We start from the raw sequence: 25,240 nt of genomic DNA, 5'->3' as shown, positions 1-25,240 counted from the left end.
TAAAACACAAATGTGGTTAAAGGTTATTTGACTATATCTCGCTGCTTTGTATTACTGTTGAACTGTGACACAGATAAGCAGATTCAAGTTGGTAGCGCTGGCCTCATCGGTCATGCCAGAAGTACAATTCGCCGGAACCCGCCAAAGTGAGCAGGCAAACGCCACCGATGCCGCTGCGGGAATATCTCATGCCGTTATTCAAGACGTTTCTGGTAACCTTTATGACATTTTTGTAAGCTCCGAGGAAAAAGGGCAAAAACGCTTACACGACAGAGCAAGAGCAGCATGGGTGCTGCAAAAAACCAAAGGACTTGCAGCTCTTGGATTTGCACACGAAGAAATGCTTAAGTTTGTTCCTGGCTCTCTTTCAAACCAGAACAATCAAAATACGCAAAATACAAAAGCTACACAATCTACACAATCTGTACAATCTGCACAATCTGCTCAAGAAAATAACCAATCTGATTCAAACAGCTTATATGGCGAAAAACTTGGGCAGGCAGATTTTAATAATCCAACAGTATTGATTTGCCCGCATTTAAACGGAAGCGCTAGAGAATTAAGCCTTCTTACAACAGACGATTGCGTAAACGCTGGCACAGCCATGGGCGCAATTCACCGACTAAGCCCAGCATTTTTAACAAAAGGCGGCTACCCGACTTTTACTACTGGTCAGATTCGGGCACAATTAACATCTTGGATTAAAAGGCTACGTCAAGCTGGTCACATTCCTACTGAAATCACAGATAACTGGTCCAGAGTGCTTGAAACCGATGGATTGTGGGCATTTGACACTTGCCCTGTTCACGGCGGTTTTAAAGATGGAGATTTTCTATTTTCTGGATCTACGATTACTGCAATAACCAATTGGCAGAGCATGCAAATCAACGATCCTGCGCGAGATTTAGCGTGGATTTTTGCAAAACTTAATGAACAGCATAGGAATGCACTTCTTAGCGCTTACGGAAGAATGCTTGGAGCCAGATTAGACAGCATGATTATGCTTCGCGCAAACCTATGGCTTCAAATGGAACAGGTTGGCGACTTCGTTCAAGCTTTGCAGCGTGCAGATACAACTGGAATCATGCGCTTTAAAGCACAAGTAGAACGTCTTGCTCACGAGCTTACGCGTATAAACAATTCTAGAAACGCAAACGCTAATCAAAACAACAATTCAAGCACAAATCCTGCGTCTTCTCTAACAGTAGGAGATATAGTTAAAGACGATACTATTGAATCTTCTGATGCCACAAATGAGAGCAATATAAGTGCTAAAAGTCAGACAATTGCTTTAAACAGCAATAACGACAGCACGAGTGAAAACCCTACAAAAGTGAACTATTCAAATTCACAAGCACAAGAAGATTCTTACAAAGAGTCTGATAATACGAATGCTACTAAAACTACATCTGTTGCTGATAATCTAGAAACACAAGTTATAAATAGCATTATCAATAACGCCGATAATAGCAACAAGAATAGTGACGGAAGCGTCGAAAGCAAGATCGAGAGCAATAACAGCATAGAAAGTAAAGATAACAATGTAGAAAATACTGGCGAAAATAATAATGAAGATTTAGATAAGCCAGCAACTATTATTATCCCAATGCTAAAAGATGCAGATCAAGCTATTAAAGATGCTAAAGACAAACTGAGTAATTCGTAAATGCTAAATATTAGATGCTAAATATTAAGTAAAATCGAAGAAACCAAGTATTAAAAGTATCAAAAGTATTAAAGGAAACAAAATGAAGGTAACAATCGGAGTTAAACACGTAAACGACACTATCAGCTTTGAATCAGAACAAAGCGAAGAAGACGTGCAGAATATTATAACCAATGCAATTAAAGACGAAAAATTAATCACCATTACAGATAAAAATAACAGGAAAATTGTTGTACCTAGCAACTCTTTTGCCTATGCAATAATCGGAGATACCCCAACACACACTGTTGGTTTCAACGCATTGTAATTACAAAACTAGCGATTTAGGATTTTACTCACTACTTCGTCGCTAGTTGTTTCTTCACCAAGACTATTTGGTTTACCGCTTCCGTGCCAATCAGAGCCGCCAGTAACAAGCAAATCCAAGTCTTTTGCTAATCCAAATAGTCTTTGTCTTTGCGTTAAAGAATTACCACGATGATACACTTCTAAACCATCGAGACCTAAACTAGCGTAATAAGCAATTTGAGAGTCTGAAAGAATAACAGGATTCCTACTATAATCCGCAGGATGTGCAATAACGCTCACTCCTCCAGCATGTTTAATAACTTTAATAACTTCATCAACGCTGGGAGAAGGCGTAGGAATGTAATAAGGTCCATGAGGCGCTACCGGCCCTGCAAAAGCCTGAGATCTTGTTTCAAAAACACCTGCAGCAACCAATGCATCGGCAATATGCGGTCTGCCAATCGTAGTCAGATTCCCTTTGCCTGCTTGATCAAGAACATCTTGCCAAGTAATCGGAAAATCGTGCGACATAAGCTCCACCATTTTACGCGTACGATTTAAACGACGTTTCCTTGTTAAATCAAACATTTCAATAATGCACTCGTCGTCTGGATTATAACGATAAGCAAGCATATGAACCGATATATTACCTTCTACAGATGTGATTTCGGATCCAAAAATAACTGGAAAATCCGCAATCTTAGCAGCTTCTTTAAAATCACTCCAACCAGCAGTAGTATCGTGATCTGTAATAGCCACACCTTTAAGACCAATAGTTTTAGCTTCATTTACCAAATCTTCTGGCGACTTTGTGCCATCGGAATAAAAGGTATGACAATGCAAATCCCAACCAGAATTATTCTCATCAGGGTTTGCAAAAAAATCAATATCAGCGCTAGTGCTAGTTACAGTCATACAATTATCGTAAACTGTGGCATGTAACGTTTATCTTATAAACGATTAATCCCTACATTATTAGCGTTTACAGGAGTACTTATGGATAGCTGTAATTCACAAACAGAACTCACTAATATAAATGAGCTATCTAAAACGGAAAACGATGTAGACGGAAAAACACTTTACGAAACAAACTCATTAAAAGGCTGGAGACATTCTGCTACTTGGGTTTACGCTATTATGCTAGTTACTTCTGCAATAGCCCTTCTAACATCTCTAATATTATCTTCTGAGACTTTAGCTCTTGCGCGCACACCGCACAAAGCGCTTGGATGCGATATAAACACTCTCGTATCATGCTCTAAAGTAGCTCAAACATGGCAAGCAGAATTCATACGATTTGGCGAACTAAGCTTCCCTAACGCCTTCTTTGGAATAGCAGCCGAAAGCGTATTTGTAACACTTGCTGTAATTGGAATAGCAAAAGTAAAACTTCCAAAATGGCTAGCGATATTTAGTTGGGTAGGCGGATTATGCGCACTCTTGTACGCGTATTGGCTGTTTTCTCAATCAATGTTCGTAATACAAGTTCTTTGCCCATGGTGCTTAGTACTAATGTTTTGCACTACTCTACAATTCATGTCACTTAGCCACGCAACAGTTAGCGCGCAAGGAATTGGATTAAAAAATAAAATTCTAAACGCGTACTACAGAATTAACTACGATTTAATCGTAGACTCACTATGGATATTCGTAATCGTGCTACTAATTTTAAGCAAATACGGTCATGCTATATTTAGTTGAATCAAAAGCTTATACAACTAAATTCATCACATATTTCATCACATATTTATAAGCTGCAATTTAAATTAAAGTTATAATCAGCAGTCACTATTAAGCAGCGATTGCGATAGCTTAGCAATACGATCGCTTGAATCGGAGTTAGTAAGCACAACACTCCCCTCGTCATCTATATCCGCAAGAAGATTCATTGAATCCAACACGCTTTTAAGATGATGAATAGTGCCAGCATTACCATCTACAATCTTCACGCAATCAGGCAAAAACTCGCGAAAATAACTTTTATAAAACACAAAATGAGTACAGCCTAAAACAACTGAATCAACATTTTTTAAATCATAAGAATCAAAATACTTATGCAAAGCACTCATAACAATATTTTTATTGCCTAAATCACCATTTTCCACAATTTCTACCAAATCTGGACACGGTCTAGAAAAAATTTGGTGATTTTGCGTAAAACGATTCATAAGTTCCGCAAACTTGCGCTCTTTAAGCGTTAAAGGAGTAGCCGCAACAATCACGCGCTGAGGCTTGCCGCCACCTAAGTCGCAAGCAAGCTTAAGAGCAGGCTCCATGCCAATAATCGGCATACTATAATGCTCACGCAAATCTTTAACAGCAGCAGAAGTGGCAGTATTGCAAGCAATAACAATAGCTTTAACATTAAGACTTGCAAAATGCTCAACAATCTTAAAACTAAGCTCACGCACTTCTTGCGGAGTTTTTACGCCATATGGAGCATTGGCAGAATCACCAAAGTATATAATTCGCTCATTTGGCATTGCTTCTCTAAGCTCACGAACTACAGAAATACCACCTAACCCAGAGTCAAATACACCTATTGGAGCGCACGAAGACATAAAAACCTCCTAATAAACTCTTACAATGGTACTTTTTAGCACAAACATAAGCTTTACAAAACAGCATCAATAAGGCTTTGCGTGTAGGAATTCTTAGGGAAACGCAATACATCTTTAACGCTTCCCTGCTCAACAATCCTTCCGCCTTTTATAACACTAACTTGGCTAGCAATGCGGCTTACTAAAGCCAAATCATGCGTTATAAACAAGCACGAAAAGTTGTACTGCTTTTGCAAGCTACTTAGAAGATTTAGGATTTTTAGGCAATGGTTTGCATCTAACGCCGAAGTTGGCTCATCTGCAATAATCAAAGAAGGACGATTTATTAACGCTCGTGCAATGCCAACTCGCTGTTTTTGGCCGCCAGAAAGCTCGTGCGGGAACCTGTTTATTAAGCTTAATGGCAAATGCACTTGATTAAGAACAAACTCCACGCGCTTTTTGCGCTCTTCTTCGCTAAGACTTTTATTGGCAAGAAGAGGCTCGGCAATGCTCCAGCCTACTGTTTTTAAAGGATTTAACGCCGAGCCAGAATCTTGGAAAATGAATCCAATATTGCTTAAAATCTTGCGATTTGCGCGCTTTTTGCAATCGGAGTATAAATTAAGGCCCTCTATGCTTATGCTGCCAGATTCTGGCTTAAGCTGACCAGAAATAAGCTTTGCAATCGTTGTTTTTCCAGCACCAGATTCTCCAACCAGCGCATGCGTCTTCCCCTTTAAAATATTAAGGTTCAAATCACTTATTGCGGATTTGGAAAAGTTGAAAATTTTAGAAGACTTAGCATATGTGGCAGAAACATTTTGAATGTTTACGCAAAAATCGCAAGCATCCGAGCTAGTTGATTCGCTAGCTAAATTATTAATATCAAAATCAACAATAGAGTCTAAAAGAGAGCGCGTATAGCTGTTTTTAGGATTAGAAAACACATCTTTAACTAGTCCACTTTCAACAATACTGCCACTGTTCATAACATAAACTGTGTTTGCAACAGCCTTAACAACGCTCATATTATGCGTAATAATCAAAACCGCAATATTATGCTTTTTAGCTAAATCGCGCAAAAGCTGCAAAATCTTACGCTGAGTTGTAACATCCAAAGCTGTTGTAGGCTCGTCTGCAATAAGCAAAGAAGGTCGATTAATAATTGCCATTGCAATCATTGCGCGCTGAAGCTGCCCACCAGAAAGTTCGTGCGGATAAGACCTATAAACGCGATTTACATCCTTTAGGCCAACCTCGCTAAGGGAATCAAGAACTCGCGATTTTCTAGCGTGAGCGCTCATCTTGCCAAACTTTTCGGGATGATATTTTAACGCCTCTTCAATTTGCTTGCCAAGACGCATAACGGGATTAAATGCAGTAGATGGCTCTTGGAACACCATTGAAATAAGCCCCGAACGAATATAAGAATACGGAGCATTATTGCTTAGTAAATCCAAACTGTCATTAGCGCTTGTATTAATAACCGCTTTGCCAGAAACACTAAAATCGCCTGGAAGAAGACCCATTAACGCCAACGAAGTTAATGACTTTCCCGAACCAGATTCGCCAACCAGCGCGCTAATTTTGCCCGCATATAAGTTTAAAGATACGTTATGCGTAATCTGATTTTTGCCAATCGCAATAGACAAGTTACTAACGCTAAGCACTGGGTTTTCGCGATTTTCCAACATTTTCTTAAATCCTTTTCTAGTTTCTAAGCGAAACTCGCGCATAGTTTGGATAAGCCGGGAAAGACCCAACAAAGAAGTTTTCCACATTGCTTCCGTGAATATAAGTGTTCTTAGAGTAAATAAGCGGAACGATTGGAGAATCGCGCATAATCTCTTTATCAACCTGCTGCCAAAGCAAATCTGCACGCGACTTATCTATAACGCCAACAGCTTGGCGAATCAAGGAATCCACTTTTGGATTCGAGTAGCGAGATATATTCCAATTGCCGCCGCCTATTTGCGAAGAGTCAAAAAGCGGGCCAATATTTGCATACGCAGAAGGAAAATCAGGCTGCCATTTAGACAAAGCTAAATCGTAGTCGCCAGAATCGCCAGTAATCATATCGGTAAAAATCTGCGAATCCACAGTTCGTATAGAAACATCAATTCCAACGCGCTTTAAGCTTGCTTGAATAGAAGATGCCACTTGCGCCTGATCTGGGCGAGCAATAAGACTAAACTTTAGTTTAGATTTACCCGATTCCTTTAATAATTGTTTAGCCTTTTCTACGTCCCCACGCGGATTTGCAGAATAGAGATTATAGACTTTGCGCTCGCTTACGCCTGGAGTAATAAGCGTTGTTGCAAAACCGCCAGCAACCGCACCGCCCTTTGCTCGCTGATACGACTGCTTATCTACAGCGTACTGAATCGCCTTTCGGATCTTAACATCTTTAATACGGCGATTGTTCATGGCCAAATATTCCAACGCTCCGTCACCGCTTGTAACTAAAAGATTGCTCGACTTGTAGCTTGCTTTAGCTTGTGCGCGTTGAGCTGGAGGCACAAAATCTGCAAGAATAGCATTGTCTGCGCCAGAATTGCCTTGAATCATAGATTGGGCAGCAACAGAAGGATCAACACCAAGCTTCCAAATTATCTTGTCTGGGTAATTAGCTCGAATTGAATCCGCGCTGGAATCCCAATTAGTGTTTCTAACCATAACAATTTGCTTGCCAACTTCGTTTTCAACAATTTTGTACGGTCCAGAAGCAACTGGGCTTTTACCATAATCCTGCGCATTCCCAGAATTTAACGGAACGGGAGCAAAGGCCGCCAAAGACGCAACCCAAGGCCAATTAGCAAAAGCAGCATTTAGTTTAAAAATGATTGTTTGATTGTCTGGAGTTTCAATCGAATCCAAAGATTTGCCACTAAACGGACCGGCATAGTCTTTAGCACCTTCCAAAAGCGCTTTGTGGTAACCGAATCCGCCTGTAAGCGAGTTTGCAAAAGAACGCTCAAGACCATATTTAATATCTTTAGACGTTATTGGGCTTCCATCCTGGTATTTAATGCCTTTTTTAAGAGTGTACTTCCAGGTTTTTCCGCCGTCTAAAGCAGTTCCCGTATCTGTTGCTAAATCGGCAACAACACGCGTTTTGCCACTTGGCGTTACTTTCCACGTTGTTAAAGCGCGGAAAACTAGGCTATTAGAGGTTATTGGCAAACCCTGACTTCTTGCAGGATCAAAATCCATTTTTGATTCAGAGCTTAGAATTGTAAGCGTTCCTCCCTTTTTTGGATTACTATTAAGCACAGAAGCATTTGGTAGTCTTTTTTGTAGGTTCTGACCACTTTGCACAGCAGATCCGCAAGCAGAAAATGCATAAATCAGCGAAAACACTAGAATTACAGCAATTGCTCTTAATGTATTTAGAGCAAAACCACGACTAAATTTTTTGATGATTTGATAAGAATTTTGTGTATTTTGCATGATTTTTCCTTAATTTTTTATAAAGTTATAAAGTTATTAAAAATTTTTATTATTGTGATTTAAAGAAGACTTTAGTAGCGACTTTAGTTGCAACCTTAATGGCGATTTTGTTGGCGATTTTAATCGCTCACTAATCACCACTTTAAAGGGCGACTTTAGCCGCTCTAGGATCAAGCAAACAATAACAGACGTCAACAATAAGATTTGCAATTATTACAAGAGCGGCCGAAAACAGCGTAACTCCAACCAAAACTTGCAAATCAAAAGTCTTAACAGCGTCTAAAAGAAGCGAACCCAACCCGTGCATAGAGAACACACGCTCAGTTATAACCGCTCCACCAAGAAGACCGCCAAGATCTAAACCAAACATTGTAAATATTGGTAAAATCGCATTTCGCAAAGCATGATTTACTACAACATGTGAATCGTGCATGCCCTTTGCTCTTGCAGTTCGCACATAATCTTTACCAAATTCCCTAATCATTGTAGAACGAGTAATGCGCGCATAAAAAGCGCCATTTATCAACGCTAAAACAATCCAAGCGAGTAGCAGATGCCAAGCCCAGTCAAAAGGATTAGCAAAGAAGCTAACATATCCACCCGTAGGAAAAACGGGAATGTAAACCGCAAAAGCAATAATCGCCAGCAAACCAATTAAGTAGGTAGGAGACGAAATACCAATCGAAGATATTGCTACAATTAAGCGGTCAATCCACGAATCACGCTTAACCGCTTGCAAAACGCCTGCAAATACGCCAATTATCATCCACAAAACAGCAGCACCAATGGCGATTGATGCTGTAACTGGAAAACGACTAAAAATCAAACCAGTAACAGGCTCATTAAGCGCAAAAGACCATCCTAAGCAAGGAGCCGCGCAAACAATTGCGCTGGCAGATGCAGAATCGCCAAAAGTACGGCCAACAAAAATACCCTGCAAATAGTTAAAAAGCTGACTATACCAAGGCAAATCAGTTCCCATAAACGCAGAAACTTGTGCTAAACGCTCAGGCGTGCAAGGTTTGCCGCACATAAGCTGAGCAGGATTTGTTGGAGTCATAAAGAAAATCAAAAACATTGCCATTGCAATAACAGCAATAACAGCCAAAGCGCTTGCAACGCGCCTAATAATGTAAAGAAAAACGCTCATGCTGCTATCTCCATTTTTGAAGAAAGCCAATCGCCCAGCATATTAAACCCGAGCGCAAGCAGGGACAAAGATAAACCTGGGAATATTAAATACCACGGGTCTACCAATGCCCACTGCACTGCGTCGGATATTGAGCGTCCCCACGAAGGCGAAGGCGGATTCATGCCAACGCCAAGAAATGAAAGTGCCGCTTCGAGTGCAATACGGCCTGGTATAGAAAGTGTTGTATTAACAATGATTATTGGAAGCATGTTTGGCAAAATCTGATTGCGCAAAACATGAAAAGCACTAGCGCCCATAACTCTAGAAGCCACGGCAAAATGGCGATTTTTAAGGCTAAGTGTTTCGCCGCGAACCAATCGCGCCATGCTAGGCCAACCAAAAAAGCCGATTACAAGAGTTAAAAGAAGCGGACGCGGGAAAGTTTGAGGCACAATCGCAGAAAGCGCAATCGCAAAGATTAGGAACGGAAACCCAAAGAACACGTCCATAATGCGAGAAATTGCAAAATCAACAAAACCACCAAAATAACCAGCAATAACGCCAATTACAACGCCTAAAACAACGGAGATTGCAGTAGAAGCTAAGCCAATTCCAAGAGAGATTCTTGCGCCGTGAGAGATGATTGCAAATAAGTCAATTCCGCGCAATGGCGTTACGCCAAACCAATGTTTTGAGCTTATTCCGCCTATGCCTGTAGGCAACGAAGAATCCGACAAAACATCGGGATTTTCGCTATATGGATCATTACCTGTAATAAGAGTAAAAAGGTCGGCAAAAATCGCCAATAAAACAAACAGTGATATTATTGCAATTCCAACAATTGCGGTAACACTTGATAAGTCGCGCTTACTACGCGAATAAAATACACCGCCCCTTTTCATCGCCACTCATTTCGTTACCTGCACTTTCGTATTGCAATTTTTCTATAAAACTAACAAATACAAACATGAATAAATTTGTATTGTTGTCATAACGAATTTATATGAAGGTGTGGAAGAAAATAAATCGGAGTGTCGCATTGCTTCGCTTTTCGCTTAGAGCGTAGCGCGAAAAGCGACTCAATGCGATAGCGCTTGCTCAAAGTGGAAAGCTAATACGCTTTCCACGCAAGCGCGACCCCGATTTCGCCTACACTTAGGCGAAATCCGAAGACCAGCAAAACGCACATAACAAAACAAATCGATGCGATAGCGCTTGCTTCTATAAATAGCCTCTAACCACAATGCGTAAAAAATCTAGGAAAGCTAACTTAAATCACTTACGATACCTAATACAAAACAACAATCATTAAAAAATTGCTTCATATTGATGTTGTTTTGATGTAAAATACACACTAGGAGGTGAGAATGGATTTTGAACACGATCCTGCAAAAAGCTTAAAAAATTTAGCTAAACACGGTATCAGTTTCAAAAAAGCCCAATTACTTTGGGAGAATACGACAATTACATTAGAATCCAAAAATTCAGGAAACGACAACTCTCGCTACTTAGTTTTTGGAAAAATAAACAATAAGCATTGGACGGCAATAATAACAAAAAGGAATAATCGAATTCGTATTATTTCTGTAAGAAGATCGCGTAAAAATGAGGAGCAATATTATGAAGAGCACTACAACGAGTAAGGAAATAAGCGGCAAAGAACTCGATAAAAAATTCGATAACGGCGAAGATGTACTTGAGTACTTTGATTTGGAGCATCCAACTATAGAGCACCGCTCAAATGTGCAAAAACGCGTCACATTTACTATGCCAGAATGGATTATTGAAAAACTTGATAAACGTGCAGAAATTCTTGCTATTAGCAGAAACGCAGTCGTCAATACACTCATTGCAGAAAAACTAGAAAGTTCGAAGCAAAACTAGAGATAAAACAAAACGTGCCGAAGTATTGAATCATACAACGGCACGTTTTTGTTTAGTTAATTAGCTGTTAGCTGTGTTTTACGCACGCTTAAGACTTACGCTAAGCTCGGTTGCGCTAGAATCAGCCTCTGTAACTTCAAAGCTTGTAGCAAGAGTTTCGTTAGCAATCAAATCACGGAACTGCTCAACTTTAGCAACGTCCGCGCTAGGCACGCTCAAAGTCAAAGAGATTCGGTCGCTAATATCCAAACCGTTCTCCTTACGCGCATCCTGAACAGCGCGAATAGCATCGCGAGCGTAACCTTCCGCAAGCAAATCGCTAGTCAAAGCAGTGTCAAGCATAACGAAGCCGCCAGTTGGCATTGCAGCAGAAGCCGTATTCGCAGCCGCTTGAGCATCCGAAGACTCAACGCGATTCACAAGCTCATATTCGCCCTCAACAAGCGCAACTTCGCCGTTTGGAGTCGTAACAACAGGAGCACCAGACTCATCAACTCGCCAATCGCCACTCTTAGAAGACTTAATAGCAAACTGCACTTGCTTACCCAAACGAGGACCAGCCGCGCGAGCGTTCACCTTAAGCTCGTGAACAATCTTCAAACCGTGGCTGCTAGCGTCTTCCAAAGTGCAGAATGTAACATTCTTCACGTTAAGCTCGCGCTCAAGCACTTGCTCGTAAGGCTCTACAGCAGCAGTATTTTCTGCAACAACTGTCAAGTTTGCCAACGGCTGGCGCACACGCAACTGTTCCGCCTTACGCAACGAAAGCGTAGAAGACACAACCTCGCGAACCTTATCCATAGCAGCAACCAAAGCATCGTCGTGCGCAAGAACCGCTCCAAGCTCAGTCACTTCTCCAGCCTTAGGGTTCTTCTCACCATCCGAAAGCATTTGCGGCTCAACCAAATAAGGCCAATCAGCCAAATGCACAGATTCACCACCGGTAAGACCACGCCACACAGCCTCTGCTTCCATAGGAGCAAGAGGAGAAATCGTGCGCATAAACACTTCCAACACAGTGTAAAGCGTGTTGAAAGCGGTCTCGTCTTCATTCCAGAATCGGTCGCGGCTGCCGCGAATATACCAATTAGTAAGCACGTCAATAAAATCACTTACTGCCGCGCAAGCATCGCTAATCGCAAACTCGTTCAAGCATTTTTCTACGCGCTCAACAAGCAAACGCGTACGAGCAAGCAAATAACGATCCATGTTGCAAAGTCCTGCAACCTCATCCGCACGAAGCCTGCGAGCATCGTAACCCTTACCACCGTTTGCAGCGTTCGCATACAAAGTGAAGAAGTAATACGAGCTCCAAACTGGAAGCATAACTTGACGAACCGTATCCCTAATGCCGTCTGCAGTAACAATCAAATTGCCACCGCGCAAAATTGGCGAAGACATAAGGAACCAGCGCATAGCATCCGAACCGTACTCGTTGAAAACGCCGTTCACATCTGGGTAATTGCGTAAATGCTTACTCATCTTCTGACCGTCGGAACCAAGCACAATGCCGTGGCAAATCACGTTCTTAAAAGCTGGACGGTCGAATAAAGCCGTGGCCATAATGTGGAGCGTGTAGAACCAGCCGCGAGTCTGACCAATATACTCAACGATGTAATCACATGGGAAGTGCTCTTCGAAGAAGTCCTTATTTTCAAACGGATAATGGAACTGCGCGAAAGGCATAGAACCAGACTCAAACCAGCAGTCGAGAACATCCGTAATACGGTGCATTTGCGACTTTCCAGTAGGATCGTCTGGATTTGAGCGCGTGAGGCGATCGATATACGGGCGGTGCATATTCACATTGCCGTCGTCGTCGCGAGGATAATCGCCAAAATCAGCCTTAAGCTCATCCAATGAGCCGTAAACGTCTACGCGAGGATACTTTGGATCGTCACTCACCCACACTGGAATTGGCGAGCCCCAGAATCGGTTACGGCTAATCGACCAGTCGCGAGCGTTAGAAAGCCACTTACCAAACTGGCCGTCCTTAACGTTTCCAGGAATCCAATTAATCTCCTGATTAAGCTCTAGCAAGCGCTTCTTAATCTTTGTAACAGACACAAACCAGCTAGAAACAGGCTTATAAATAAGCGGAGTTGCGCAACGCCAGCAGTGAGGATAGCTGTGCACGTAGCTTTTTTCTTGGAATAGCAACGCGCGCTGATCTTCTGGCATTTGAGCAAGCGGACCGTCTCCTGCACGCAAGTTGCGCAAAATTGGCAAATTCGCGTCGAAAACGTACAAGCCTTCGTAATCTGGGCAGTCGCTTGTAAACTTGCAGCCTGCGTCGAGCACGTCAACGCTGCGAATCTCGTGCGCGTTAAGCGTGTTCATATCGTCCTCGCCGTAAGGAGCCTGGTGAACAAGACCAGTACCTTCAGCGGTATCAACATAATCTGCTGTAAAAATCGTAAAAGCGTTAGGACCAGGAGTTCCGCCCTCGGAAAGCGCAGAATCGCTTGCAAAATAAGGGAATACTGGGTAGTAGCGCCAGCCGGCCATCTCAGCGCCCTTAAGTTCGCGCACAACTTCGTAGTTTTCGCCAAGTTCCTTAGTGTAGGAGCCAAGCAAAGGCTTACCAATGTAGAACTTTTTGCCAGCGAACTTGCCTTCAGTTGGACGAACTTCCACGTAGTCGATATCTGCGCCGACTACGATTGCAAAGTTTGTTGGAACTGTCCAAGGAGTGGTGGTCCAGAATACTGCGTAAGCATCGGCTTCGTCGCGAAGCTTAACGGCCACGGAAACAGTGGTGTCCTGGCGATTCTGGTAAACGTCCGCATCCATACGAAGCTCATGTGCGCTGAGCGGAGTCTGATCCTTTGGGCAGTACGGAAGCACACGGTAACCCTTATAAGCCAAGCCCTTATCGTAAAGCTGCTTAAATGCCCACATTACGGATTCCATGTATGGAATGTTCAGCGTCTTGTAGCCGCGCTCAAAATCAACCCAGCGCGCTTGACGATGCACGTAGTTTTGCCACTCGTTTGTGTACTTCAAAACGCTGGCGCGGCAAGCATCGTTGAACTTTGCGATGCCCATTTTTTCGATTTGATCAACAGACTCGATGCCGAGCTCTTTCTGCGCTTCCAACTCTGCAGGAAGACCGTGAGTATCCCAGCCAAAAACGCGGTTTACTTTGCGACCGCGCATAGTCTGATAGCGCGGAACAACGTCTTTTGCGTAGCCTGTGAGAAGGTGACCGTAGTGAGGAAGACCGTTTGCGAATGGAGGGCCGTCGAAGAACACGAACTCGTTTTGGCTACCTTTGCCGGACGGGCGGTATTCGATTGACTTGCGGAAAGTGTTATTTGCATCCCAGTATTGAAGAACTGATTCTTCAAGCTTTGGGAAGGAAGGATTTGGTGCAACTTGCGTGCCGGCATTTTCTTGCGTTGATGCAGTTACATTTGCTTTCGGATATACGTGATTTGCAGACGTATTTGCGCACGCGCTAGTTGCTGGATTAGTGGATTCGCTCACTGTGCTCTCCTCACTCAACAGGGTGAATATTTCCCTGCGAGGACGACAGTTATTGCCGCGGTACCACCTCGCTTGCTACAAGATGCTTACGCAACTCTTGCAGCCTCTCGTGTTTGGCTATACGGGCCAACCCCGTCGGTTCTAATAAGCGAGAATCTTACGAACACTCGCCGTTCTTCCGAAAACTCCCCGCCGATAACGGATCATCGCTTAAGTTAGAAACAATCTAACACTATCCCCTAACATTAGCAACTTTCAAAATCTCATTTATGCCCATTATGGAATAAATTATTATGAGATCCTATGCGCACAAACCTAATAACAGGCACATTATGTCGATAATTATAAATGAGAATTACATCAAATTTTCCTTCTTGCAAATGTAATTCCCAATATCCGCTGTACATCCCACGAGGATGGCTCAATTGGTGAGGATTGTAAGATTCAGGAACTTCTTCAAATTCATAAATACTGTCAATTAAGTCCTCTAATTCGTGTTTAATTGATGTATTCTCTCGAAGCAACTTCCGTAAATCTGTTTGGAATTGAGTATCAAAAATAATTTTCATGACATATTATCCAAAAATGCTTTAGCTTCATTAGCATTGCTAAAGACAATGCCGTCTTCAGAAATTTTGCCATCTATAATTTGATTAGCGTGATTCATAGCTTTAAGCGTTGCTTCGTTGGGAACAGACGTAACGAGCGACGGACTAATAGGTAGAGCTTGTTCACGTACTGCCTGCTTAAGAAACATGTTTAAAGCAGTAGACATATCAAGACCTAAAGCATCAAATAAGACTTCTGCATCTTGCTTAGTTTTCTCATCTGTTCTGAAATTAATTCTTGCGACCGCTGAAACAACCATAAAAAACACCATCCATTGTCATAATTACATACAATATATGTCTATTATATACACGCATGACACTTGCAATAAATAAGAAAAGTGCCCCGGATCAGAATCGAACTGACGACACCCACTTTAGGAGAGTGGTGCTCTATCCACTGAGCTACCGAGGCAACAAATGGCAATTATACACTATAGCGTGGTTTACACGCTATAACATGCTCAAGATTCAAGATTTGATTGCGTTCCAGCGGTTGCAGCCGTAGCAGACTGCTCCGCCTGAGCAGCGTCCAACTTAGCGCGAACCGATGCAAGCAAGCCCTGCGCACGCTTTGCTAGTGCCTCTCCAAGCTCCCATTGATGCATAGACTGATCCAAAGTCAAACCGCCAGCCTCAAGTGCTTTAACAGCTTGCACAAGCTTTTCGCGCGCCTCTTCGTAAGGCATTGCGTTAATCGCAGCTCGCTCTTCGCTGCTAAGCGTGCTAATAGCGTCAACTTTTGCACCTGCGTCTTTTGTTTCGTCACTCATAATCATCCTTTTTCTAATTTTTTATTTAAGATTTTTTATTTAAGATTTTTGCGTTTTTAGTTTTAAAAGCTTTAGACCTTACGACTTTACAGCTTTATACTTTACGACTTTTCTACAGACGTAACATTAGCTGTAATCAAGCCACTTTTAAGAGTAACTGTTATATCGTCGCCAGTTTTTACATGACTAGAATCGTCAAGCACTTTTCCGCCGCTAATTTGCACGACTGCGTAACCGCGATTAAGCGTTGATTGCGGACTAAGAGCCGTAATACTGGCATGTGCCTTTTCAACAGTCAAACTAGCGTCGTCAAGCAGCCGCACCAAACCATGCCTCATTCGTTCAACAGCCTGTTGCACAAACAACTCATGCGGCTCCAGCATAGTGCTCGGTCTAGTAAGGCTAGGACGGTTCGCGTAGCCTTCAACAAGTCGAATCTCATTGTCCACTCGCGCAGAAATCCTCATGCGCGCGTGTTGCAAAGCGTTATCAATCAACTGCCATTGCTCGTTAACATCTGGAACAACGCGCTTTGCTGCGTCTGTAGGCGTAGAGGCTCGCATATCTGCAGCCAAATCAATAAGCGTCCAATCATCTTCGTGACCAATCGCAGAAACAATCGGAGTTACGCAAGCAGCCGTAGCGCGAACCACGCCTTCGTCCGAAAACCCAATCAAATCCTCAAAGCTACCACCGCCGCGCGCAACAATAATCACATCAACCTCTGGATCGGCGTCTAGCTGCTTAATTGCCGCAATAACGTCCGCTGGGCATTGCACGCCCTGAACATGCGCGTGAACCACCTTAAATCGCGTTACAGGCCAGCGCAAATTCACGTTTGTAATAACATCGCCCTCTGCGCGAGCTTGAGGCGCACACACCAAACCAATGCACTTTGGAAACTCAGGCAGCTGCACTTTATTTTCCGCGTCAAACAAGCCTTCACCTTTAAGCTTTTTACGCAACTCATCTATTTGCGCTTTTAAGTCGCCAGCGCCAACACGTCTAATTTCGTCGGCAACAAAGCTCAATCTAGTGGCTTTTACCCAAATATCCGCCTTGCCGTGAACAACTACTCTATCGCCCTGCCGCAAATCTTTAGCTTGCTGAACAAACTTGCTAAAGCCCATTATTGAGATTGAAACGTCTTCATTACTGTCTCTGAGCGTTATGTATCCAGACGTAGACCTTCGCATATTGATTTCAACAATCTGACCTTCTACCCAAGCCGCAGGCCACTTTTCTACAGCACCATGGAACTTTTGGCTTATAACGCTTACTGGCCAAGGATTTTCAGCAGTTGTTTCACTTGCACGCAAAGGTAGCGTGCGCGCAGCACTACTGTTTTGACTATCGTAGCTATTTTGACTAACTTCATTTTGACTAACGTTGTCATTGTGAGGATAGCCAGAATCTTGATTGAAAAGCGTCATATTTAGCAAAGGCATACACTAAGTTTCTTTTAGAAGATGGACAACAAGAGTTTAAAATACGCAAAACAAATGCCGAAAAAATACGCAAAACACGACACGCCGTGACTTGCAAATAAAGTGATTCTGAGTATAGTTATTACTCGGCTCAAGAAAAACGCCAACGCCCCTTTAGCTCAGTTGGCTAGAGCAGCTGACTCTTAATCAGCGTGTCCAGGGTTCGAATCCCTGAGGGGGCACTTGTTGAAAACCCAAGCTTTACGGCTTGGGTTTTTTCGTATTTAGATTTTTCATTATTCACATATGATTTATACGATTTATCCCAATATTCCCACAAAAGCCTGAATCTCAGACACGCTTTCAGCATTTGTACAATAACATTTAAAACACAATGTTGTGATAATTTTTGTGATAACTATAAAAAAAAAAATAAAAATTAAAAACACACCAAACAACACCAAACAACACCAAACGATCTATGTGTAATTCTTCAACAGAAAATACAAAAAGACCCCACGAGTTTCCTCATGGGGTCTTTTCTAGGACTTAACTAATATCTTCAGTTAGAAAAAATACTAGGCAAGAATCTTGGTCACACGACCAGAACCAACAGTACGGCCACCTTCACGAACTGCGAAGGTCAAGCCCTCTTCCATTGCGATAGCCTGGATCAACTCAACAGTGAAGGTTGCGTGATCGCCTGGCTGAACCATTTCGATGCCTTCTGGCAAGGTGATAACGCCAGTAACATCGGTGGTACGGAAGTAGAACTGTGGACGGTAGTTGGAGAAGAATGGCGAGTGACGGCCACCTTCGTCCTTGGTCAAGACGTAAACTTCGCCTTCGAACTTGGTGTGTGGAGTCACAGAACCTGGAGCAGCCACAACCTGACCACGCTCAACGTCGGTACGGTTGATACCACGGAGAAGAAGACCAGTGTTATCACCAGCCTCGGCCTCATCCATCTGCTTGTGGAAGGTCTCGATAGAGGTGACGGTGGTGGTCTGGGTATCGCGCAAACCAACGATCTCCACTGGGGTGTTGATTGGGAGCTTACCACGCTCAACACGACCGGTGACAACGGTACCACGACCGGAGATGGTGAACACATCTTCGATTGGCATCAAGAATGGCTTGTCAAGATCGTGAGTTGGGGTTGGAATGTACTCATCAACAGCCTTCATGAGTTCCTTGACGGTCTCTACCCACTTGTCGTGGTCTGGAGCGTCATCATGCAAAGCGCCGTAAGCGGAAGTACGGATGACTGGGCAATCGCGATCGAAGCCGTTTTCTTCGAGGAGGTCACGAACCTCTTCTTCAACGAGGTCGATAAGCTCTTCGTCGTCAACCATATCGCACTTGTTCAAAGCAACAAGAATTTTTGGAACGCCGACCTGCTTAGCAAGCAAGACGTGTTCACGGGTCTGAGCCATTGGGCCGTCGGTAGCAGCAACCACGAGGATTGCGCCATCCATCTGAGCGGCACCAGTGATCATGTTCTTAACGTAATCAGCGTGGCCTGGGGCGTCCACGTGAGCATAGTGACGTGCATCCGTCTGATACTCGATGTGGGCGATGTTAATGGTAATGCCGCGCTCCTTCTCTTCTGGAGCGGCGTCGATCTGATCGAAGTCATACTGAGGGTTCAGATCTGGATACTCGCCATGCAGCACCTTAGAAATAGCCGCGGTCAAGGTAGTCTTACCGTGATCAACGTGACCAATGGTACCAATGTTAACATGCGGCTTAGTACGCTCGTACTTTTCCTTTGCCATGTGTTTGTCCTCCTGGACGTCTCGTAGTTTGCTTCACAATCTTATGTGAAGCCTCTCGCTACATATTTACTGGGTTTCTGGGTTAGGTGCCACTTCGGTGCCAGAACCCAGTCAACGTACGAAATTCTAGCGTTGACTAGGGACACAAAACACCGAAGTAGCGTGCGCTTTTACTCGCCGCGCTGGGCTTTAATAATCTCGTCCGAAACAGCCTTTGGAACTTCCGCGTAAGAGTCCATCTGCATGGTGAACATTGCACGTCCCTGAGTCTTGGAACGAAGATCACCAATGTAGCCGAACATCTCGCTCAGTGGAACCTTAGCGTCAATAACCTTAACGCCAGTGGCGTCTGTCATAGACTGAATGTTTCCACGACGGGAGTTCAAATCGCCCATAACGTCGCCCATGTACTCTTCTGGAGTACGAACTTCCACTGCCATAATTGGCTCGAGGATTACTGGGTGAGCCTTAGGAGCAGCTTCCTTGAAGCACATGGAACCTGCAATCTTGAAGGCCATTTCCGAAGAATCAACGTCGTGAGTCTGACCGTCGGTAACGGTTGCCTTAACGCCAACCACTGGGAAGCCTGCCAAAACGCCAGATTCCATAGCTTCCTGCACACCTGCGTCGATGGAAGGAATGAATTCCTTAGTAATGTGGCCGCCAGTGACCTCGTTAACGAACTGATAGACTTCGCCAGATTCTGGATCGATTGGCTCGAAGTTCATCAAAACCTTTGCGAACTGACCAGAACCACCAGTCTGCTTCTTGTGGGTGTATTCCTGGTTCATAACAGCCTTACGAATGGTTTCACGATAAGCAACCTGTGGCTTACCAACATTCGCTTCAACCTTGAACTCGCGGCGCATACGATCCACAATAATGTCGAGCTGAAGCTCGCCCATACCAGAAATCAAAGTCTGACCAGACTCTTCATCGGTCTTAACCTGGAAGGTAGGATCTTCGTCAGAAAGCTTAGCCAAAGCCAAGCTCATCTTTTCCTGATCTGCCTTCGTCTTTGGCTCCACAGCAACCTCGATAACAGGATCTGGGAATGTCATGGATTCCAAAGAAATTGGGTTCTTTTCGTCGCACAAAGTATCACCAGTGCTGACATTCTTCAAACCGACAAAGGTGTAAATGTTTCCAGCTTCTGCAGAATCTACAGGATTTTCCTTATCTGCGTGCATCTGGAAGATCTTACCAACGCGTTCCTTCTTGGACTTGGTGGAATCGTACACAGAATCGCCTGGCTTAACTTCACCAGAGTAAACGCGCACGAACACAAGCTTTCCATAGAATGGATGGGTGGAGATCTTAAAGACCAATGCAGCAAATGGATCTGTATTTACTGGCTTACGGTCAATTTCAACGGATTCGTCGCTTGGATCAAAGCCCTTAATAGATGGAACATCTTCTGGGCTTGGAAGGAAGTCAACAACAGCATCCAGCATTGGCTGAACGCCCTTATCCTTGAATGCAGAACCGCAAGTTACTGGGAAGGCTTCGCGAGCAATAGTAAGCTTGCGAATACCGGCGCGCATTTCTTCTTCAGAAAGCTCTCCAGATTCGAGGTACTTCTCAAGCAACTCTTCGTCAGCTTCTGCAACCTGATCCATAAGCTCGGCACGATATTCTTCTGCACGCTCCTGCAAGTCTGCAGGAATGTCAACGGTGTCGTAGTGGGCACCCATATCGTCCTTAACGTCATTCCAGACGTAAGCCTTCATACGAATCAAGTCAACAACACCAAGGAAGTCGTTTTCAGCACCGATTGGAAGCTGAATAACGAGAGGCTTAGCGCCAAGCTTTTCCTTAATGGTCTTAACAGAATAGTAGAAATCTGCGCCAAGCTTATCCATCTTGTTAATGAAGCAAATACGTGGAACGCTATACTTATCTGCCTGACGCCAAACGGTTTCAGACTGAGGCTCCACGCCTTCCTTACCATCAAACACTGCTACAGCACCGTCAAGAACACGCAAAGAACGCTCAACCTCTGCGGTAAAGTCAACGTGTCCTGGCGTATCGATGATGTTGATCTGGTAGCGATCATCAGTGTCATGAGTCTGACGCTGCCAGAAGCAAGTGGTTGCAGCAGACTGAATAGTAATACCGCGTTCCTGCTCCTGTGCCATGAAGTCCATGGTGGATGCACCATCGTGAGTTTCACCGATCTTGTAATTCTTACCAGTGTAGTAAAGAATACGCTCGGTGGTAGTAGTCTTACCAGCATCGATGTGCGCCATGATGCCGATGTTACGAACCATATTCAGGTCGTTAAGCACATCTTGTGCCATATTAATATCCTTAGCTCTTTAAGATACCGATTATCTTGTGGATTACCAGCGATAGTGAGCAAAAGCCTTGTTTGCTTCTGCCATCTTGTGGGTATCCTCGCGGCGCTTTACAGAAGCACCCAAGCCATTGGAGGCATCGAGAATTTCGTTAGCCAAACGCTCAGCCATAGTCTTCTCACGACGAAGGCGGGAGAAGTCGGTAAGCCAGCGCAAGGACAAAGTGTTTGCACGAGCAGGCTTAACTTCGACTGGCACCTGATAGGTTGCACCACCGACGCGGCGGGAACGAACCTCAAGGCTTGGACGAATGTTATCGAGAGCGCGCTTCAAAACAGAAACTGGCTCCTGCTCGGTCTTTGCCTTCACCTGCTCAAGAGCAGTGTAGACGATGTTTTCTGCGATGGACTTCTTGCCATCGAGAAGAATTTTGTTAATCAACTGAGCCACGACGGTCGAGCCGTAGATTGGATCAGGAAGCAGCTGATGCTTTTTTGCAGGTCCTTTACGTGACATGTTTTACTTCGCCTTCTTTGCTCCATACAGGGAACGACCCTGCTTGCGGTCCTTAACACCCTGGGTATCGAGAGCACCACGCACGATGTGGTAACGCACACCTGGGAGATCCTTCACACGGCCACCGCGCACGAGCACAATGGAGTGCTCCTGCAAGTTATGACCTTCGCCTGGAATATAGGCGGTTACTTCAATACCCGAGCTGAGGCGCACACGAGCAACCTTACGAAGCGCAGAGTTTGGCTTCTTAGGAGTGGTGGTGTACACACGAGTGCACACGCCACGACGCAACGGGCTACCTTTCAAGGCCAAAGTCTTTGACTTCTTAGGCTTGGCCTGACGTCCCTTACGGACGAGTTGTTCAATCGTAGGCAACTTAAGTTCTCCGATTCATTGTTATCTTCTATTTGGTGAAAACCGCCACACTGCAGCACACCTTAAACCATGAATCGGTTAAAAGAGTAAAAGCCACAGTCCACCGGCCCGATGGCCCTCATGCCTCCAGCCACGCATTACTGCGCGCTATCCTTGGCACTTGGGATATCCCAACGAGAACACCTATAACATAAGGCGCACCGTTGGCACACACGAATTACTATTATACATCCTTGCTTGACAATTAGAATACGCTTAAATAAGATCCGCTTAAACGAACTACTTTAAAATAGGTCTCGCGGGAGCAGAAACATCAAGACGTTGCCTGTTTCCAATTTTGCTAGGATCATTGATAATCACGTCTACAATCGCCTTTTTAAGATCTAAATCTGAAGAATCACCCCAAACAATTACACGATGAATTTCTACATTAGAAACAGTGGAAGAAATCTCAGTTTCAACAGAATCCTGAGTTCTGGCACTAACTCGCGTTACATGTGAACGAAAATCTTCAGACAAAGAACTTACAATTTTCAACGCCTCACGTACAGCCTTACTGCTCAAACTCTTGTGAACGTCTGTAACTTCAATAACTGGAATGCCTATAGTAGGAACATTTTCAACTGCATTAAGCACTCTACCTTTAACGTCAACAGCTGTTAATTTTTCACTACCGTGAGATTTAAGCATCGCAGCAGGCTTTTGCGCCCTAACCGTTATTTGCAATCCTTGAGGGAATTTTTTTGAAACCTTAGCTTCCGTAACACCAGGTATGTTATTAAGTTGCTCAATTATTTCTTGAGATGACACTAAAAACAGCGATTTATTTACCTGATTAGATGCAATAGACGAAATTTTTTGCTCACTAACCCATTCGTTAGAGCCAAGAATACTAATATTTTCAGACTTAAGTCTAAATACAGGAGAAAAGAATAGAATCCAACATAGCAATGTTATAGATGCAATTATCAGAAAACTATAGAGTAATCTCAACAGAATCGTACGTAAACTAGCGAACTTTTTTTCTTTTTCTCTAGCACTGAAATCTATAACTTTAGGCCTAGAAACAATACCCAATGGTCCATTAGTTGAACGCAAAGTCTGTTTTACAAAATCAACTACAGAAAGTCTCCTAGCATCTACAAAAGTGTTTTTAGAAGTATTATTTTTTGTAGATTCACCCGATACAGAAAACTCTGCAGTTACAGAAGACGCAGAAGATTTAGATGCAGTTGTAGGAACGGAAGATGTAACAAACTCAATAGAACTATCAGATGTAGTTAAATTCGATTTTGCTGTTCTACCTTTTTTGCGCAATGATTTTTTAGAAATCAGGTTACGATTTTCCGCATCGTTTCCAGTCGTACTAGATACAGTACGACCTTCAGACTTGCTAAAAATCACACGCCCCATACACTACCTCTTAAATCAGCTTACGACTTTTATCTGCTTTAGAGTTTTATAAACTCTTACTTATAAAGTTTTATAAACTCTTATAAACTCACAAACTTTTGGAACTCAATGCTTCAAGCATAACAGATGTCATAGCTGTGATACTTCCTGCTCCAACAGTAAACAGCACATCGCCATTTTTTGCTCGATTAGCCAATTTTAGAGCACCTTCACGCATATCTTCCACTGCCTCGATATTAGACGTAATATCATCTTTCCTAGCTACATCAACAATAGTTGACGCGTGAATATCTGGGAAATCTTCCTGTTTTTCTCTAGCTGGGAAAATTCCAGTGACGATCACGTCATCTGCAAGAGATAATGCAGATGCAAATTCGTGCGCAAAAGAGCGAGTTCTAGAAAACAGATGCGGCTGGAAAAGAACACGAATACTAGCATTCGGATATCTTCTTCTTGCAGCGCGCAAAAGAGCATCTATTTCCGTAGGATGATGCGCGTAATCGTCTACAACCGTTACTCCATTAACACACCCACGAATATCAAATCGCCTAGAAGCCCCACGGAAACTAGAAGCACCATCTGCCGCATCTTTAGAGCTCATGCCTAAAAGCATCGCAGCAATAATAGCAGCACATGCGTTCCTAGCATTATGCAATCCTGGAATTATAAGATTAACGTCTATAAAATCGCCATTAAATTCAATAACAAACGATTCACTTCCGCTACCCGTTTTTTCACTTTCATGCTCAATAAAAGCAAATTTTACAAAACTTTTCACTCGATCATTCAACAAAGAAACATTATCTTTATTACTTGCGTAAACGATTGTTTTTTTAAGAGAATCATCGCTTAAAGCATCTAAAACGGCACGAGCGCCATCATCATCTGCACAAATCACAATATGCCCAAGAGCATGGCTTAAATGTTCAACAAAAGCCGAGCGATAATTTTGCGCATTCCCATAATGATCCAAATGATCCGCTTCAACATTTGTAACAATTGCAATATACGGATTATATTTTTCAAAGCTGCCGTCGGATTCATCCGCCTCCGCAACCATAACGATTCCGCTACCAGCATGCCCTCCGTCTATTTCACCACCATCTTGTGCTTGAATAGATCCACCAATCGCATAACTCGGGTCTGCTAGATCACCTTTACCACAAACTCGCAAAATATGTGCTAAAAGTGAGCTTGTTGTAGTTTTGCCATGCGCTCCAGCAACAGTTACTCCCCTTTTAGCACTTAAAAGCAATGATAAGATGTCACTTCTGTGTACAAGTTTCACACCATTTTGATAAGCAGCAATAATTTCAGGATTACTCGGCTTAATCGCGCTAGAATACACAAGAATATCGGCATTTTCTACATGACTTGCACTTTGACCTATTTTTACATTTATCCCAAGTTCTTCTAAGCGTCTTGTGTGGTCATTTTCTTGACAATCACATCCACTTACTTCTACCCCTTCTTCGTGTAGCATTTCTGCCAAAACGCTCATTCCAGCTCCGCCTATTCCAATAAAGTGAACAGAGCCTAACGAAGATATAGTCTGGTCTGCTTCAAATGCTGAGCGCATAGGATTCATATTAATATCCATA

At 43.4% G+C, this 25,240-nt stretch carries 22 protein-coding genes and 2 tRNA genes; 6 read left to right on the top strand and 18 right to left on the bottom strand.

Going from position 1 to position 25,240, the window contains the following annotated elements; genetic code table 11:
• Positions 1 to 112 precede the first annotated feature (112 nt).
• Together ABVC65_RS03760 and ABVC65_RS03755 are read left to right on the top strand one after the other, a co-directional pair.
• A complete protein-coding gene (locus ABVC65_RS03760) occupies positions 113 to 1,666 on the top strand; it encodes a phosphotransferase (RefSeq protein ID WP_353582631.1) in 1,554 nt (517 codons plus the stop codon).
• 82 nt (positions 1,667 to 1,748) lie between these two features.
• The gene (locus tag ABVC65_RS03755) at positions 1,749 to 1,973 is read left to right on the top strand and encodes a DUF3107 domain-containing protein (protein ID WP_004112344.1); all 225 of its coding nucleotides are present in this window, start codon (positions 1,749 to 1,751) and stop codon (positions 1,971 to 1,973) included.
• Positions 1,974 to 1,981: 8 nt separating this feature from the next.
• Here the strand turns inward: ABVC65_RS03755 and ABVC65_RS03750 are convergent, their stop codons facing one another.
• Positions 1,982 to 2,869 (bottom strand): PHP domain-containing protein, encoded by an 888-nt coding sequence (locus ABVC65_RS03750; protein ID WP_353582630.1) that lies wholly within the window; start codon positions 2,867 to 2,869, stop codon positions 1,982 to 1,984.
• An 81-nt stretch (positions 2,870 to 2,950) separates the two neighbouring features.
• Between ABVC65_RS03750 and ABVC65_RS03745 the strand changes: the two genes are divergently transcribed.
• Positions 2,951 to 3,655 (top strand): vitamin K epoxide reductase family protein, encoded by a 705-nt coding sequence (locus ABVC65_RS03745; protein WP_353582629.1) that lies wholly within the window; start codon positions 2,951 to 2,953, stop codon positions 3,653 to 3,655.
• Between the two features lie 77 nt (positions 3,656 to 3,732).
• Here the strand turns inward: ABVC65_RS03745 and murI are convergent, their stop codons facing one another.
• The 5 genes from murI to ABVC65_RS03720 all read right to left on the bottom strand — a co-directional run bounded on the left by murI (position 3,733) and on the right by ABVC65_RS03720 (position 9,981).
• Positions 3,733 to 4,515 carry a glutamate racemase gene (gene murI / locus ABVC65_RS03740; protein WP_353582628.1) on the bottom strand — a complete coding sequence of 261 codons (783 nt, stop codon included), beginning with the start codon at positions 4,513 to 4,515 and terminating at the stop codon, positions 3,733 to 3,735.
• Positions 4,516 to 4,568: 53 nt separating this feature from the next.
• Positions 4,569 to 6,191, bottom strand: a complete 1,623-nt coding sequence (locus ABVC65_RS03735; protein WP_353582627.1) for an ABC transporter ATP-binding protein — start codon at positions 6,189 to 6,191, stop codon at positions 4,569 to 4,571.
• Positions 6,192 to 6,207: 16 nt separating this feature from the next.
• Positions 6,208 to 7,947, bottom strand: a complete 1,740-nt coding sequence (locus ABVC65_RS03730) for an ABC transporter substrate-binding protein (protein ID WP_116692259.1) — start codon at positions 7,945 to 7,947, stop codon at positions 6,208 to 6,210.
• A 142-nt stretch (positions 7,948 to 8,089) separates the two neighbouring features.
• Entirely contained in the window at positions 8,090 to 9,097 is a 1,008-nt protein-coding gene (locus ABVC65_RS03725; RefSeq protein WP_353582626.1) for an ABC transporter permease, read from the bottom strand.
• Positions 9,094 to 9,981, bottom strand: coding sequence for an ABC transporter permease (locus tag ABVC65_RS03720; RefSeq protein WP_060787298.1), 888 nt, complete (start codon positions 9,979 to 9,981; stop codon positions 9,094 to 9,096). Before ABVC65_RS03720 ends, ABVC65_RS03725 begins: the two co-directional genes overlap by 4 nt.
• A gap of 465 nt (positions 9,982 to 10,446) precedes the next feature.
• On the opposite strand from ABVC65_RS03720, the gene ABVC65_RS03715 reads away from it, so the two are divergent.
• Both ABVC65_RS03715 and brnA read left to right on the top strand, forming a co-directional pair.
• Complete coding sequence (locus ABVC65_RS03715; RefSeq protein WP_004112325.1) at positions 10,447 to 10,722, top strand: BrnT family toxin; 276 nt, start codon at positions 10,447 to 10,449, stop codon at positions 10,720 to 10,722.
• Positions 10,700 to 10,963 (top strand): type II toxin-antitoxin system BrnA family antitoxin, encoded by a 264-nt coding sequence (gene brnA, locus ABVC65_RS03710; protein ID WP_004122276.1) that lies wholly within the window; start codon positions 10,700 to 10,702, stop codon positions 10,961 to 10,963. The genes ABVC65_RS03715 and brnA overlap by 23 nt, the downstream gene beginning before the upstream one ends.
• 78 nt (positions 10,964 to 11,041) lie before the next feature.
• Here the strand turns inward: brnA and ileS are convergent, their stop codons facing one another.
• The 6 genes from ileS to xseA form a co-directional block, all read right to left on the bottom strand.
• Positions 11,042 to 14,452: a mupirocin-resistant isoleucine--tRNA ligase gene (gene ileS / locus ABVC65_RS03705; protein ID WP_353582625.1), complete on the bottom strand. Its 3,411-nt coding sequence runs from the start codon at positions 14,450 to 14,452 to the stop codon at positions 11,042 to 11,044.
• Between the two features lie 263 nt (positions 14,453 to 14,715).
• Positions 14,716 to 15,021, bottom strand: a complete 306-nt coding sequence (locus ABVC65_RS03700) for a type II toxin-antitoxin system RelE/ParE family toxin (protein ID WP_353582624.1) — start codon at positions 15,019 to 15,021, stop codon at positions 14,716 to 14,718.
• Entirely contained in the window at positions 15,018 to 15,320 is a 303-nt protein-coding gene (locus ABVC65_RS03695) for a type II toxin-antitoxin system RelB/DinJ family antitoxin (protein WP_004124722.1), read from the bottom strand. The genes ABVC65_RS03700 and ABVC65_RS03695 overlap by 4 nt, the downstream gene beginning before the upstream one ends.
• A gap of 82 nt (positions 15,321 to 15,402) precedes the next feature.
• A tRNA-Arg gene (locus ABVC65_RS03690) sits at positions 15,403 to 15,475 on the bottom strand.
• Positions 15,476 to 15,524: 49 nt separating this feature from the next.
• Complete coding sequence (locus ABVC65_RS03685) at positions 15,525 to 15,833, bottom strand: exodeoxyribonuclease VII small subunit (RefSeq protein ID WP_004112318.1); 309 nt, start codon at positions 15,831 to 15,833, stop codon at positions 15,525 to 15,527.
• 101 nt (positions 15,834 to 15,934) lie between these two features.
• A complete protein-coding gene (gene xseA / locus ABVC65_RS03680; protein ID WP_353582623.1) occupies positions 15,935 to 17,281 on the bottom strand; it encodes an exodeoxyribonuclease VII large subunit in 1,347 nt (448 codons plus the stop codon).
• Positions 17,282 to 17,428: 147 nt separating this feature from the next.
• Here xseA and ABVC65_RS03675 point away from each other — a divergent pair.
• Positions 17,429 to 17,502, top strand: a tRNA-Lys gene (locus ABVC65_RS03675).
• Between the two features lie 336 nt (positions 17,503 to 17,838).
• Here the strand turns inward: ABVC65_RS03675 and tuf are convergent.
• From tuf to murC, 6 genes are all read right to left on the bottom strand, one after another.
• On the bottom strand, positions 17,839 to 19,038 hold the full coding sequence (gene tuf / locus ABVC65_RS03670) for an elongation factor Tu (RefSeq protein WP_004122287.1): 1,200 nt from the start codon (positions 19,036 to 19,038) through the stop codon (positions 17,839 to 17,841).
• 170 nt (positions 19,039 to 19,208) lie between these two features.
• Positions 19,209 to 21,338, bottom strand: coding sequence for an elongation factor G (gene fusA / locus ABVC65_RS03665; RefSeq protein WP_004112311.1), 2,130 nt, complete (start codon positions 21,336 to 21,338; stop codon positions 19,209 to 19,211).
• A gap of 42 nt (positions 21,339 to 21,380) precedes the next feature.
• Positions 21,381 to 21,851, bottom strand: a complete 471-nt coding sequence (gene rpsG / locus ABVC65_RS03660) for a 30S ribosomal protein S7 (protein WP_004112309.1) — start codon at positions 21,849 to 21,851, stop codon at positions 21,381 to 21,383.
• Between the two features lie 3 nt (positions 21,852 to 21,854).
• Positions 21,855 to 22,226: a 30S ribosomal protein S12 gene (gene rpsL, locus ABVC65_RS03655; RefSeq protein ID WP_003813881.1), complete on the bottom strand. Its 372-nt coding sequence runs from the start codon at positions 22,224 to 22,226 to the stop codon at positions 21,855 to 21,857.
• 279 nt (positions 22,227 to 22,505) lie between these two features.
• Positions 22,506 to 23,639, bottom strand: a complete 1,134-nt coding sequence (locus ABVC65_RS03650; RefSeq protein WP_353582622.1) for a cell division protein FtsQ/DivIB — start codon at positions 23,637 to 23,639, stop codon at positions 22,506 to 22,508.
• 88 nt (positions 23,640 to 23,727) lie between these two features.
• Positions 23,728 to 25,239, bottom strand: a complete 1,512-nt coding sequence (murC, locus tag ABVC65_RS03645) for a UDP-N-acetylmuramate--L-alanine ligase (RefSeq protein WP_353582621.1) — start codon at positions 25,237 to 25,239, stop codon at positions 23,728 to 23,730.
• Between the last annotated feature and the right edge of the window lies 1 nt (position 25,240).

The organism is Gardnerella vaginalis (assembly GCF_040427915.1).
Taxonomy (GTDB): domain Bacteria; phylum Actinomycetota; class Actinomycetes; order Actinomycetales; family Bifidobacteriaceae; genus Bifidobacterium; species Bifidobacterium vaginale_C.
This window is presented reverse-complemented; position numbering and strand designations above follow the sequence as displayed.